The sequence below is a fragment of the Paenibacillus sp. OAS669 genome, from assembly GCF_014873645.1.
GTDB lineage: Bacteria > Bacillota > Bacilli > Paenibacillales > NBRC-103111 > Paenibacillus_S > Paenibacillus_S vulneris.
Window position 1 is genome coordinate 536313 of the sequence record NZ_JADBDR010000003.1, and the last position, 14501, is coordinate 550813.

Annotated in this window: 11 protein-coding genes; 10 read left to right on the top strand and 1 reads right to left on the bottom strand. The window is 53.2% G+C overall.

The annotated features are described in order from the left end of the window. Positions 1-5: 5 nt before the first annotated feature. Entirely contained in the window at positions 6-1409 is a 1404-nt protein-coding gene (locus GGC63_RS10290; protein WP_079912798.1) for an FAD-dependent oxidoreductase, read from the bottom strand. A 109-nt stretch (positions 1410-1518) separates the two neighbouring features. Between GGC63_RS10290 and GGC63_RS10295 the strand changes: the two genes are divergently transcribed. The 10 genes from GGC63_RS10295 (at position 1519) to GGC63_RS10340 (ending at position 14457) form a co-directional block, all read left to right on the top strand. After that, positions 1519-2607 carry a LacI family DNA-binding transcriptional regulator gene (locus GGC63_RS10295; protein WP_192702203.1) on the top strand — a complete coding sequence of 363 codons (1089 nt, stop codon included), beginning with the start codon at positions 1519-1521 and terminating at the stop codon, positions 2605-2607. A gap of 93 nt (positions 2608-2700) precedes the next feature. Continuing rightward, entirely contained in the window at positions 2701-4317 is a 1617-nt protein-coding gene (locus GGC63_RS10300; protein ID WP_192702204.1) for a response regulator, read from the top strand. A 15-nt stretch (positions 4318-4332) separates the two neighbouring features. Further along, entirely contained in the window at positions 4333-6192 is a 1860-nt protein-coding gene (locus tag GGC63_RS10305) for a sensor histidine kinase (RefSeq protein ID WP_192702205.1), read from the top strand. 584 nt (positions 6193-6776) lie between these two features. Continuing rightward, positions 6777-7733, top strand: coding sequence for an ABC transporter permease (locus GGC63_RS10310; RefSeq protein WP_079912794.1), 957 nt, complete (start codon positions 6777-6779; stop codon positions 7731-7733). Between the two features lie 14 nt (positions 7734-7747). Then, positions 7748-8620 carry a carbohydrate ABC transporter permease gene (locus tag GGC63_RS10315; RefSeq protein ID WP_192702206.1) on the top strand — a complete coding sequence of 291 codons (873 nt, stop codon included), beginning with the start codon at positions 7748-7750 and terminating at the stop codon, positions 8618-8620. 66 nt (positions 8621-8686) lie between these two features. After that, on the top strand, positions 8687-10234 hold the full coding sequence (locus GGC63_RS10320; RefSeq protein WP_192702207.1) for an extracellular solute-binding protein: 1548 nt from the start codon (positions 8687-8689) through the stop codon (positions 10232-10234). A gap of 52 nt (positions 10235-10286) precedes the next feature. Beyond that, positions 10287-11282 (top strand): glycoside hydrolase family 130 protein, encoded by a 996-nt coding sequence (locus tag GGC63_RS10325; protein WP_192702208.1) that lies wholly within the window; start codon positions 10287-10289, stop codon positions 11280-11282. A gap of 505 nt (positions 11283-11787) precedes the next feature. Beyond that, positions 11788-11988 carry a glycerophosphodiester phosphodiesterase family protein gene (locus GGC63_RS35340; protein ID WP_192702209.1) on the top strand — a complete coding sequence of 67 codons (201 nt, stop codon included), beginning with the start codon at positions 11788-11790 and terminating at the stop codon, positions 11986-11988. Positions 11989-12011: 23 nt separating this feature from the next. Beyond that, positions 12012-12194, top strand: coding sequence for a hypothetical protein (locus GGC63_RS10335; protein WP_225948085.1), 183 nt, complete (start codon positions 12012-12014; stop codon positions 12192-12194). 289 nt (positions 12195-12483) lie between these two features. Beyond that, on the top strand, positions 12484-14457 hold the full coding sequence (locus GGC63_RS10340) for an ABC transporter substrate-binding protein (RefSeq protein WP_192702211.1): 1974 nt from the start codon (positions 12484-12486) through the stop codon (positions 14455-14457). The last annotated feature ends 44 nt before the right edge of the window (positions 14458-14501 follow it).

Here is a 14501-nt window from a genome sequence, read left to right on the forward strand (position 1 = left end):
CATCCTTAATTGCATTCCGTTTCAAAAGTAACCGCATCGACTTCCACGCCGTCATTCGCCTGTCCTGGGCGCTCACCGAGGTAAGCCCCTTGCTCGATCAGCTTGCGCTGGAGCTCGGGGATAGACACCTCGCGGAAGCCAACGCCCGCGGAGCCGGCCATTGCTGCCGCAATACCGGCGGCCTCGCCCATGGCGAAGCAGTTCGGCATGACGCGCAGTGAGCCCTGCACCGGGCGGTCGGACGAGACCGAGCGTCCGGCGACGATCAGGTTCGACTTGCCCTGCGGCAGCATGCAGCGGTAAGGAACCCCGTGCGACTCTCCCTTCGGCAAATGCTTGATCGTCATCGTGCTGCTGGCGTTCGCCAGATGAATGTCGATGAAGTACGAGTTGCGGGCGATATCGTCCTCGAACGTCCGCATCGACAGAAAATCCTCCACGACAAGCGTGTAGTCCCCTTGAATCCGGCGCGTCTCGCGGATGCCGACCTGATCGCCGGAATGCACGAGATGAATGTGCTCGAAACCAGGCACATATTTGCGCAGGAAGCGGATCTGCGTATCGATCAGCTGGCGGCCTTCGATGGCGGCGCGGGTAAGATCCTCCGCCTTCGTCCCATCAATGCCGAAAATATGGCCGAAGTTGAACCCGACGATAGAGTCGGTAATCCACGCCATACCGGAAATCCGCTTGCGGCCATCCGGTAAATCGCCGTTCTTCTGCGCCTCCGTAACGGTCCGCTCCAGCTGCCCGCGCTCACCGGTCTCCTCCAGAAACTGCTTGAATCGCGCCCGGTCCGCCCCGGTCACCACATAGCACATCGTGCCCGGCTGAAGCTCGCCCTGATCGCCTCCGACCTGGAATGGCACGCCGGCCAGCGCCGCCAAATCCGCATCGCCGGATGCGTCGATGTACAGCTTCGCCTGCACAACCGACCGTCCCGACTTGTTGCTGATGACCAGCCCGCTGATCCGGTCTCCTTCCAGCAGCACTTGGTCTGCCACCGTGTGGAATAGGATTTTGGCTCCGCTTGCGAGCACCTCCCGATCATATACGCGCTTCAGCGTCTCCACATCAATCGGCACCCAGTCGAGCAGGTCCTTATACCGGCTCATAAAATCTTCCCCAGCCTCGATCTTCATCTTCTCCAGCAAATCCAGACCGATACCGCGAATAACCGGCTTCTGGCCGTCGGTATAAGGGCAGAAGGCCGGCACAAGCGCCGCAGTGCCCATGCCGCCAAGATAACCGCGCTGCTCGATCAGCAGGGTGCTCGCTCCATTGCGGGCAGCGGCAATCGCCGCAGCAACGCCGGAGGCACCGCCACCAATAACGACAACATCCGGGGTGTAGCTTACTTCAAGATTTTGCGACGGAACCGTAACCGTCTTCTTAACCGTATTTGACATCAATATGCTCCTCTCAGAGTCCAAAAATGTACTGCAATATGGCTCTTTGATTCTCATTATAGATACTGGGAAGGGGGGAACTAGTTTAATTTTAGTTTAATTAAAAACGATGTCATGCTACGATAGACACATACAGAATGGAGGTGTTGACCCGATGCCTATCCGCAAGGAAGTGACGCTTACTACCATCGCCAAGGAGCTCGGATTAACCGTCCAGACCGTATCGAAGGCGTTCAAGGGCAAGCCCGGCATGTCTGAGGCGACACGGCAGCGTATCTTTCAAACCGCCGAGAAGCTCGGCTACTGTACACTCGACCAGATCCGCAGCCTCCGGCTCGATCATATTACCCCTTACCCGAACGATCGGCGGCGCTTCGTGCTGGTGCAAACCCAGGAATCCGTCCCATATAATCGCCTGCTGTTGCAGGGGCTACAGGACCGGTTTTTCTCCTTCGGGTATCAAATTGAGCTGCTGATGCTGCCCAGAGATCTGAGGGAGCGGCAAATGGCCCAGTGGATCGAGGCAAGCGGCATAACGTACGCGGACGGGATTTTCATCGCGCCAAGCATCGACTCGGCAGCGTGGGAAACGAACCTGTTCCGGCTTCAGGTGCCGAAGATTTTGCTTAATTTCCCTCCCCCCGGCGTAAAAATTGACAGTGTCATCTGGGACGTTTACGACGCAGCCTACCAGTCCGTTGCGTATCTGCACAACCTTGGACACCGCCGCATTATGTACGTTGGCGACATTCATAAGCAGCGAGGCTACATTCTGCGCTGGCAGGCGTTCTGCTATGCGATAGACCGTTTTGGGGGCAGGGTGGATCCGGCCTTCCATTCCATCGGCGAGAGAACCGGCCCTGAATGGCAGGAGCAGCTGATGGAACTGATGGTTCACCACGCGCCTACCGCGGTCATCTGCGGGATTAACGACGAGGTGCCGGTTGTCTACGATGCCTGCAGGCGGCTGGGGTGGCGGGTGCCGGAGCGGATCTCGCTAATCGGCTTCCTGAACGAGCAGTCCGATGACTCGCAGTTACCCTCGTTCACGAGGCCGCTGCTGCCGATTCACGAAACCGGCTACCGCGCAGCCGACCGGATGCTGTGGCGCATCGCGAACCCGGCGCTGCCGTTCGAGCATATTCGGATTCATTGCGACCTGCATCTCGGCAGCACGTCTTCCGAGCCATACAACTAAGGATTCAACCAGAAATCATAAGAATCTCCTATGCCCAAGGCCTCTTGTTTAAGAGATAATAAAGATTATTGCTAAGGTGGGAGGCTGACATCGATGTTCAAGCTGGTCATCGTTGACGATGAGCCGACAGTTCGGCATGGATTGAAAAATTATTTTGATTGGAGCATCTACGAAATCGAAGTGGTGGACGAAGCGGAGAACGGGCTGGCGGCGCTGCAGGTCATTGAGCGGATCAAGCCGGATTTGGTGCTGACCGACGTCTGCATGCCCAAGATGAATGGCATCCAGCTGTCGAATATACTTAGCGAGCGTTACCCGCAGTTGAAGATCGTCTTCATCAGCGGGCATAATGATGCGGATTATTTAAAATCGGCGCTGCAGGTGAAAGCGGTCGATTATATATTTAAGCCCGTCAATGTCCACGAGCTTACAGCGGTGATGGAACGCGTCGTCGACACGCTGAGGACGGAGGAGCAGGAGCGCAGACTCTTTGTGGACATGCAGGCGAAGCTTACCCTGGGCATGCCGCTGCTGCGCGAAAAGTTCCTCATGTCGCTCATTCGCGACGGAGTTGCTTCTCCTCTTCGCATACGGGATCGGATCGATTTTCTGGGACTTCACCTGCCGTTTGAGGCTCCTTACTGGGTCATTGTGATCCGTTTCGATAATTCGGCGGACGTCGTGGAGTCCCGCTCCGAACGGGACAAGCAGCTGTTGTCCTACTCGGTACTCAATATCGTACAGGAGCTGATTGACCGAGAGATCGGGGGCTACGTCTTCGAGAACCGCATGGTCGAATTCGTAGGTATCCTTCGAATGAACGAGGGGGATGACCAGGAGTCACTTCTCTTTAAATTGGCAGAGGATGTGCAGGGTGCGCTCTATCAGTATTTGAAAATCAGCGTGACCATCGGCGTCGGAGAGCAGATTGCGAGCCTAGCTTCTTTGCCACGTTCCTACGCTCAAGCCAGAGAAGCCGCCGATCAGCGGTGGCACCTCGGGAAGAACCAGATCATCTCCATGGACAATCTGGAGCAGAGCGATGACGGTGTCTATCGGTTCGACCCGGCTCAGGACGAGCGGATGATCTCCTCGCTGAAAGCGGCGGATGAGGACAAGCTGCTGGTCGGTCTTCAGGAAATCTACGATGCGTTAGCCCGAAAGCGTCGGGAGGGTTTCCAATACGGGCGCAACATCAGCTTGCAGCTGCTGCTTCTGGCAGGTCGGGTCCAGCTGGAACTCGGCGTGTCCCGGAAGGATGCGGAGGAAAAGGAGAGCCAGCTGATGGTTCAAGTATTCCAGCAGGAGACTCTGGGCGATCTCAAGCAGCTTGTCGAGCAGTATTTGCTCGAGGTGTGTGGACGGATTCGTGAGAAGCGAAGCGGCAAGTCGAAGAATGTGATCGAGCGCGTCCGAGCGTTGATTGATAAGCGGTACGCGGAGAATCTGCAGGTCGGGGATATTGCGAAGGAAGTTTTTTTATCCACTACGTACTTGTGCCTGCTGTTCAAGCAAGAGACCGGCGAGACGATAAACGAGTACTTAACCAAGGTTCGTGTAGAGCAGGCGAAGGCACTGCTGCGGGACCCAGCCAACAAGTTCTATGAAGTTTGTTATGCTGTCGGGTATTCGGATCCCAGTTATTTCAGCAAGCTGTTCAAGAAATATACCGGATTCACCCCGAGCTCGTATCGGGATGATGTGTTGTAAAGGCGGTGGAAGCAGATGAGGCGGTTCCTGTCGCGAAGCTGGAGATATGTGCTGATGCTCACCAAAAGCGTGGTGGCAGCAAGACGTTGGCTGATCGCCTATGTGGTGCTGATTCTGCTGCCGGCTTCTGTGCTGCTGTACTGGTACACCCAGAAATCCTCGCAAATTCTGGATGAAGAAGTGACGCAGACGATGCTGCAGACGCTGAAGCAGGCAGAAATTAACCTGAACAGCCGGTTCGATTCCATACGCGACACGTCCAATGCCATCCTGATGAATCCGAAGCTGCATACGTACCTGCGGGAATCGTCGTCCTATGCCGCTCAGCTGGATGCGATGAAGGAACTGGGCTACCTGATCGATAACGCCCAAGCGAATCCTGCGGTGCTGCGCGTCCGGTTGTTCGTCGATAGTTCGAAATACTTTTCCAACGAGCGAGTGAACTTTTTCCCGTGGGACAGCTTGCTGAACCGTTCATGGTACCCGGAGGTGGCAAACGCAGGCGGCCGAATGATCTGGACGGGAGCGTATGAGGAAACATATATCGATAAGGGCGACATCTTTGTAGTATCGAATGCTCGGGTTTTGCGCGACCCCGACAGGTACGATGCGTTCTCGGGCGTACTCGTCATCGATGTGACGGTCAAGACGCTTGAGGATATTCTGTCGACGATCCAGCTGAACAATCAACAGCATGTGTATATGCTCGCTCCTGACGGCACCATTGTGCTGGACAAGGACCGGTCACTGCTTGGAACGAGGCTGAAGTCTGACGGTGTGGTGCAAGCCATGGCAGGCAAAGGGGAGGGCGTATCCCCCATCGTCAGAGATAAGGACCAAAGCTATGTCGTCTTCACGACTATTCGTTCCACCGGCTGGAAGCTGGTGGTCGAGGTGCCGAAAGCGGAGATCAGCTCGCGCGCCGTTGCACTTAACCAAGTATCGGGCATTGTCACTTTGCTGGGAGCTACGCTCTTGTTCCTGCTGTTGGTTTTTATTCTGATGGCTCTTGTCGTTCGAGGGTTGAACAACCGAATGCAGACCGTCATTAGAATGATCAAGCGGGAAGGCATCGAACGGCTGGACGAGCGGTCCGGGGCGGCTGACGGGGGCGGGGATCTCAATCTGCTGGAAAAAAGCGTCGACAACCTCATCCACAAGGTCCATGACTTGATGGAGGAGACGTTCCGGTCGAGAGTGCAGGAGCGGGAAGCGCAGCTGCGGGCGCTGCAGGCGCAAATCAATCCGCATTTCTTTTACAATATGCTGGATACGATCAACTGGATCGCTATCGGGCATAAGGCTCCCGAGATCAGCCAAATGATTGGCGGGCTGGCCCGTTATTTTCGCTTGAGCTTAAATAAAGGCCAGGATGTCGTCAGCGTCACCGATGAGCTGGAGTTGGCAAAGGTGTACCTGGAGCTCCAGCAGAGCCGGTTCCCGCGGAGCTTCGTGTTCCATATTCAGGTGGAAGACCTGCTGGAGCTCTATGTGATGCCGAAGCTGACCTTGCAGCCGATCGTGGAAAATGCGCTGCTGCACGGGATTCGGGAGTCGGAGAGGGAGTCCGGAGAAATCATCATCCGTGCAAGAATGGAGGGGGAGGATCTGGTGCTATCGGTGCAAGATGATGGCATCGGCATGGCACCGGAGCTGGCGAATCGTTTGCTCATGGAGCCGCGGCCTGATATGAGGGCGGACGGCACTGGCAGCTCCTACGGGTTGTACAATGTGAACGAGCGGATCAAGCTGTTCGCCGGCGAGGAGTACGGTTTGACGGTTCAGTCGGAGCCGGGCGCAGGAACGACAGTGACCGTCAGGTCCAAGGGAGTACGACAAGACAAACAAGGTCCAGCTGCTTCTGCTAGACCTTGAGCGGGATCGTTCAATCGGCTTCCTTAATCCAGGTGCGGTTCATGAAATCACGTCCGCGAACAGTAACCCCGTCGGCATACACCTGCAGTTACAGCCCTTGCGAGGTCCAGCTCGATACGCTGAAGTAATCAATACTGAGGAGGCATTCGGGATAAAAACCCAATGCCTTTTTCTTATCATTTGAGAAGTATACATTGCTTATAGGGGTGGCGTCGGACTGGATAGTACGTTCGAAAATTCGGATCATCATATAAAAAATAATCCAGAGAGTCTGCTCCTGCATATCGCCGAAGGATCGGTCGGGATCGTTAAGTACTTCGGCATCACAACTGTCGGTTCAATCAACTGAATGGTGTTTTCAGTCAGCAGACGGGGATGAATATCCTTTGGAGCTTTTGTACTGCTGCTCACTCCGCACCAACCTCTACATACGCACCTCACTACCCAACACGCACCAACGTCGGTACTGAAACATCTCCCGCCCAAGACCATAAGAAACTACCAGAAACAAAAATATCACCATCTACAGCCTTCCTGACATCCTCCTTATAATAAACACATAACAACTTGGAGGTGAGTCGACGATGAGCGTGACTGATGTAAGCTTGAAGCGCAGAAAAGTGCGTACCACAGTCAAGAGCGATCGATGGAGGCTGATCCGGTCCAACTTGGATCTTTACTTGATCCTGCTCCCGGGGCTGCTGTTCTTGCTATTGTTCAAATATACCCCGATGTACGGCATTGTCATTGCATTCATGGATTTCAACATCTTCGACGGCGTGTCCGGCAGCAAGTGGGTGGGGCTCGATCAGTTCAACAAGCTGTTCCATTCGGAGGAGTTCTACCACGTCTTTATTAACACACTGATCATCAGCCTGTACAAAATCGTCCTGCTCTTCCCGATCCCGATCCTGATCGCGCTGTTTCTGAACGAGGTGAGGAAGGTATGGTTCAAGCGGACGGTGCAGACGGTCATTTTCCTTCCGCATTTCTTATCCTGGGTCATCATTTCTGGGCTGTTCGTGACGATTCTATCGCCAAGCGGAGGCATGGTCAACAACGTCATACAATATTTCGGCGGAACGCCCATCTCATTCTTCCTCGACAACAACGTGTTCCGAAGTGTCCTCGTCTTCACCGCCGGATGGAAGGAATCCGGCTGGAACGCCATCATCTTCATCGCTGCAATCGCCGGTATCGAGCAGGAGCAGTACGAGGCGGCCTCCATCGACGGTGCGGGACGCATCCGGCAAATGCTCTACATTACATTGCCGGGCATCCTGCCGACGATCATTCTTGTGCTGGTGCTGCGCCTTGGACATTTGCTGGAAGCCGGTACCGAGCAAATTTTAACGATGTACAACTCGGTTGTCTATGAATCGGGCGACGTCATCGGCACGTTCGTATATCGGCAAGGTCTTGGCCAGCAGGATTACAGCTTCAGCACAGCGGTCGGGCTGTTTAATTCCGTCGTCGGCTTCATCCTAATCATCCTGGGCAATGAACTCAGCAAGAAGCTCATCAAACGAAGCATCTGGTAGGAGTGGATCGAACTATGCGTAAAAAAACTTTAGGTGACTGGTCACTAGACGCTTTCATTTATATCTTGCTATTGATCTGCGGACTCATCACGCTGCTCCCGCTCGTTAACGTGCTGTCCAAGGCGCTGAGCGAGGAATCGGCTGTCATCTCCGGTCAGGTCGGGCTAATTCCTGTCGGATTTCAGCTGGAGACGATGAAGTATGTCGTATCCTCGGCTCAATTCTTGCATTCGATCTCCGTCTCGTTGTTCATCACAATCGTTGGGACGCTGCTCTCGATCCTGCTCACGGCAATCACGGCGTATCCTTTGTCGAAGAGACATCTGCCCGGTATCTCCCTAATCCTGATTCTGTTCATCTTCACCATGATGTTCAACGGCGGGATCATCCCGAATTACTTGCTTATAAAGCAGCTTCATCTGGTGAACAGCCTGTGGTCCATCATTCTCCCGGCACTGATAAGTGTGTTCAATATGCTTGTGATCAAAAGCTACTACGAATCTTTACCCGAAGCGCTCGAGGAATCGGCCAAAATGGATGGTGCCCGCAACCTGACGATTTTGTTCCGGATCGTGCTGCCTCTTAGCGGTCCCGTGCTGGCAACGATCGCGCTGTTCTACGCCGTGTACTTCTGGAACGACTACTTCAACCCGATGCTCTACATCACGAGTCCGAGCTTGAAGCCGCTGCAGCTGTACCTTCGTGACATCGTGCTCGATGCAGACAGCTCCTCGATGAGCAAGACGGCGGACGAGCTGATGAACGCCTCACCGGAAGGCATTCGGGCGGCCACCGTCATCGCTTCTATCGTTCCGATGCTGCTAGTGTATCCGTATTTACAGAAGCATTTTGTCAAAGGCGTGCTCATCGGCTCTGTGAAAGGCTGAGTTTGCGTTAATGCCCAAACCATAGGGGCTTAATGATATGCTAACATTATTAGGGGAGGTTTACGTATGCAGCAGAAATACAGAAAACTGACATTCCTATCACTCACCGCCTGCTTGTCGGTCACAGCTTTGGCCGCTTGCGGCAATAACACGGGCACAGGAGCCGATACCGGCTCCAAATCGTCGGCAGCTCCGGGCGCATCCGCAGGCCCCAAGCCGGAATTGAAAGCTCTGCAAATTTGGCAGAAGGACGATTACAACACATATCCCGTGGCCAAATTTTTGGAGCAGGCCACCGGCTACAAGGTGCAGTACGATATGCTTCCGCAGGATAAGCCGCAGGATAAGCTGAACATTCTGATCGCATCTGGCGAGCCTTATGATGTGGTAACAACAGCGGGTTCCACCGATTTTAAGGCACTTTATTCCGATTATGCCAAGAAAGGCGCGCTTGTTGACCTCGGTCCGATTCTTGATAAATACGGTCCAAATATTAAAGCTGCGGTCGATCCAGAAGCGCTGGAAGCGGCCAAGGTGGACGGCAAGCTGTATGCCATTCCGACCAAAAGCCTTTTCACCGTCAACACCAGCTTGTTTATTCGCCAGGACTGGCTGGACAAGGTCGGGATGAAAGCGCCGACGACACTGGATGAGCTGGTGGCAGTGCTGAAGGCTTTTAAAGAGAAGGATCCCGGCAGCAATGGGGATAAAAACATTCCACTGACGGTCAGCGGTGAAGCATCTTTCATCGCTAACATTGTAGGCGCTTTCGGTATGCCGAACTTCTGGAACGATGTGAATGGCAAGCTGACGCCGCGCGTCATGGACCCGGCTTACAAGGACTATGTCGCATTCGTCACCGACTTGTTCAAGCAAGGGCTGCTGGATAAGGAATATGCCGCTAACAAGGACGCTACCGCAAAAGAAAAATTCACCAGCGGCCGGGCAGGCATGATTATGATGAACTGGTCCGACGTACCGGCGATTATGGATGCCCTGACGAAGAACGTGCCTGCGGCCAAGGGCGGGTTTATCCCAGCACTGACAGGAAAGAACGGGCAAGTCGGCTTGTCCGCGACCAAGGGCTTCGACCGCATTACGTTCATTCCGAAAGCCTCGAAGCATCCGGAGGATGTGGTCAAGTGGATGAACGCCAAGCTGGAAAAGGACACCTTCAAGACGATGGCTATTGGGGAGGAGAACAAACACTATACGTTTAAGGATGGCAATTATACGCCGATTAACCCGATTTTTACTGATGAACGGAACCAGGCTAACAACTTCTTGACCGGTACGGACGACAAGAACTATCCGATCTACTGGCAAGCCCGCGTGCGCAAAGATATGCGCCTGTTCGACGCTTGGAACTTTATGAACCGGGTGCAGCCGGAGACGACCAAGGTCGCCGACTTGTTAGGCTATGCGCCTTACATGCCGGAGTTCTCCAAGAGCTTCCAATCGCTCAACACGATGGCGGGTGACTACACGACCAAGCTCATCTTCGGAGCGGAGCAGATCGGTAATCTCGACGTCTTCTTGGCCAAGTACAAGGCGGCCGGCGGCGATGCGAGCTACAAGGAAGTTAATGACTGGTACGCTAAGGTGAAGAAGTAATAGTCCACTGTAAGCTGGTTTTTCATACATTTTATTATGGAGGCATCATATCATGTCTATCATCGGCTCTCTTCAATCCAGTCCGATCATTACCCGTCATCCGAACAATCCGATTCTGACGGCGGCGGACGTTCCTTACAATCCTGCGCTTGTGTTCAACGCAGGTGTAACCAAATATGAAGGGCGCTATGTCATGCTGTTCCGCAACGATTACGGCAATGTGGAAGAGCAGACACTGCTGCCAAGCAACACGACGAACATCGGGCTGGCGTTCAGCGAAGACGGCATTCATTGGGATGTGCAGAACAAGCCTTGCTTCGGCATTGAGAGCGAGGAGATCATCCGCACGTACGACCCGCGCCTGACGGTCATCGATGGACGCTGCTATCTCTGCTTCGCGGTGGATACGAAGCACGGCGTACGCGGCGGGGTGGCGGTGACGGACGACTTTGTCAGCTTCGAGGTGCTGAGCATGTCGGCGCCGGACAACCGCAACATGGTGCTCTTCCCGGAGAAAATCGGTGGTAAATACGTGCGTCTGGAGCGCCCGTTCCCGGTGTACGGCAAGGCCGGCAAGGATAGCTTCGACATCTGGATTTCCGACTCGCCGGATTTGAAATATTGGGGCAACACGGAGCTGCTGCTCGGTCTGGAGAAGGTGCCTTTCGCCAATGACAAGATTGGCCCGGGCGCACCGCCGATCAAGACGTCGAAGGGCTGGCTGACAACGTTTCACTCGGTGGACATCGATCCATCCCGCGGCAAGAACGGCTGGGAGCCGTTCTGGAAGAAGCGCTACTGTGCCGGTATCATGCTGCTTGATCTGAACAATCCGTACAAGATCGTCGGCATGAGCAGCGAGCCGCTGCTGGCCCCGGAAACGTTCTATGAGCGGGAAGGCTTCCGCAATGACGTCATTTTCCCTGGGGGTATGATTCTCGAGGACGACGGCGAGGTGAAAATCTACTACGGCGGCGCTGATACGGTGGAATGCCTGGCTACCGCTCATGTGGACGATCTGGTGAATTTGTGCTTGAACGGTAAGTAATTAACCGGCCTCATACATCTTATAGCAGCCTGCCGGAGCCCGATAAGGGTTCCGGCGGTCCCAGCCGTTTGCATACCATGCATCATAGTGCCATGCACGAAAAAAATCAAAGAAAAACGAGCCTCTGGAATCGATCCTAAGGCTCGTTTCTCGTTTAGGAGGTCTGACCCCAAGGAATTTGATTGTTAAAAGTGCTGCTGTATGCTCGCACTTGTTATGATCACACCGCGGGAGAAGTAGGCGTTAGGCTGGCAGATCAGTTACTTGCTTGAGGAATGATTGACCGATCAGGTCGAGACTTTGTCGTTAACGAACAGGGGGATGAGCGATTTATGAAATTCGGCATAATGTGAAAAAAGAGCGGCGCCGTTTCGCCAGGCAATGTTTAGAGCCGCGAAAGCGAGAGGTTAGGCGCTTAACCTTAGAGAGAGGGACAGCGCTATCTAAATCGAAAGGAGATTTGAATACGTCATTATTTCCGATAATAACCGCACATAGCGGGTGTATGGGGACAATAGACAATACAATAGAGCCGGTGGTGACCGGTATCCGGCTTGGGGTGGACGTCATAGAGGAGGACATTCGGGTTACACGGGATGGAGTGCCCATACTTGCCCATGATGATCATCTACCTTCAGTCGATGGTACATGGCATAGCCTCTCCGAAATGACTTATGAAGAAATACTACATTATCCGTTGCTGTAGAGTGTGGCGGGACAGTGACAGCTATGAAGATCCATCGGCTGGAGGACATCTTGCCGCTTATCGCCGCTTCGGGTGTAAGGATGAATCATGACCTGAAGGTGGATGAAAGTATTGTACCGATCGCTGACTGGATACGTCTACACGGATTGTCACAATCCGTATATTTTTCCGGTTGCGAGCGGGATAGATATATTTTCAAAGAATAGCATTATTTCTGGAGGGAAGAATATAATAATTGAAAGTACAAGGCTCTAAAGTGGCAGGATTTGAGTAAGCGCTTACGCGAAATTTCCAATTTAAGTGTGAATAAGCTTTGAGTGTAGTCCTACACAAGAGGAGTCGTTTGTCGTTCATTAAACCGGTTTCATAGCAAGGGGGGGAGGGGACACGGACCGGCCAACAATCCGGCTGATGGGATTATGTTTACGTAAGTCATGCAAGCTTTCATGAAAAGCAGGGCCTAATTGGGTTGGATCCTTTGAAGGGGGTATTTGCATGGTGAAGCGATTATCCGTTTATGTCCTTATGCTAATCTTCATTCTTTTTGCGGCCGCTTGTGAAGACAGCAATGATACAGCGAAGGCGCCTGCCGACAAGCCGCATGTCACGGAACCGGCTAAGACGCCGACCAAAACGCCAGTTCTTTCTGTAAGCGCTTTAACCGAGTCTCCGGTGCTGGAGCAAGCGGTAAAGTCCGGAAGCCTGCCTTCGATCGACAAACGAATTCCTGCAAAGGAAGATGTGATGGTGGAAGGCGTCGTCGAGGAAATCGGCAAATATGGCGGGGAATGGCGCATGCCGTGGAAGGGGCCGAACGACCGATGGGCTATCGGAAAGCCGACGGAGGAAGCGTTGTTTCGTTTTAAATCAGACGGCAGCGGCGTCGAACCGAACGTAGCCAAAAGCTATGAGGTGAATGCGGATTCCACGGAATTTACGATTCATCTGCGTAAAGGTATGAAATGGTCCGATGGAGCTCCGTTTACGGCGGACGATGTCATTTTCTACTGGGAGCACATGCTGAAGAAAGAAACGTTCGGCAAGAAAATTTACGATGCCTATTATTCGGTTGACCCAATCACAGGGGAGAAAGCTCTCGCGGAAGTGACGAAGGTGGATGATTACACCTTTAAAGTGAAGCATAAATATCCGAGCGTACTGTTCTTGGAACGGGTAGCTATTGACAATAAGTGGTTTTTCGCCCCCGCTCACTTCCACAAGACGATTCTACCCGAGTTTGTAGGCGAGGAAAAGGCGCTTGAAATTGCGAAGCAGTGGGGCTTTAAGGATGTTAAATCGTTCCTTGTTGAAACAGGATATTACTTCTGGATCTACCCGCAGATTCCAACCCTTAGAGCATGGCATGCCAAAAACGATCCGAACAGCGACGTATTCGTTATGGAGCGCAACCCGTACTATTGGAAGGTTGACGAGCAAGGCAAGCAGCTACCTTACATAGACCGGATCAATTTGAAAAAAATACAGGATCCTAACCAATCCCTGCTTGACTCCTTGGCGGGTAATTACGATTTGAACCAATTTACGTTTAAAGATTTCACGGTACTGAAGGAAAATGAGAAGCGCGGCGACTACCGTGTACTGCAGTGGACGAATACCGCGTGGTCGAGCACCGGCATTCAATTGAATCAGACGACGGAGGATCCGAAGTACCGTACCTTGTTCCAGGATATCCGGTTCCGGGAAGCGTTGTCCGTCGCCGTCGATCGCAATGAAATTTCCGAGATTATCACCAGCGGACTCGGTAAGCCGCAGCAGGCATCGGTTCCGAAGGGCTTGGTCGGCTACCAGGAGGGCTGGGAGAAGCAATGGGCGACCTATGACGTAGCCAAGGCTAACAAGCTGCTTGATGAAATCGGCTTAACGAAGCGGGATAGCCAGAAGTTCCGATTGTTCGCGGACGGCTCCGATTTGGCACTCACCTTCTACACCGATACAACCACAAATGCGCCATTCATGGAACTAATCAAGAAATATTTCGAGGCGGTAGGCATCAAGACCGACTTGAAAATCGTCGATCAGGGTACCTTACAGGATCTGAAATACGGCAACAAGGTGCCGGCCTTCCCGAATACGGTGAACCTGGTCAACGTAGCGTATCGTCCGGACGAACTGGTTCCGCTTCGGGTACTGACCCCTTGGCTCGGTCATTACGGACTGTATACCCAATCGCAAGGGAAGGAAGGCGTGAAGCCGGAAGGGGACGTAGCCAAAATCCTGGAGAACTGGGATAAAGTGAAGGCAGCCAAAAATCAGGAGGAAATTTTGAAATACAGCAATGAAATCATCAAGCTGCACCAGAAAAATCAATGGGTGATCGGTTATACCGGCCCTACGCCGTCGCTGACTGTGGTGAAGAATAACCTGAGGAACGTTCCGAAGGAGCTGGTGGATATCGACGAATTCCGCAATCTGGGCCATGCGCATCCAGCGCAGTTCTTTTTTAAGTAATCGTCAGTGACCCAAGAGGGGGAGTGACTTCCCCCTTTTCTAAG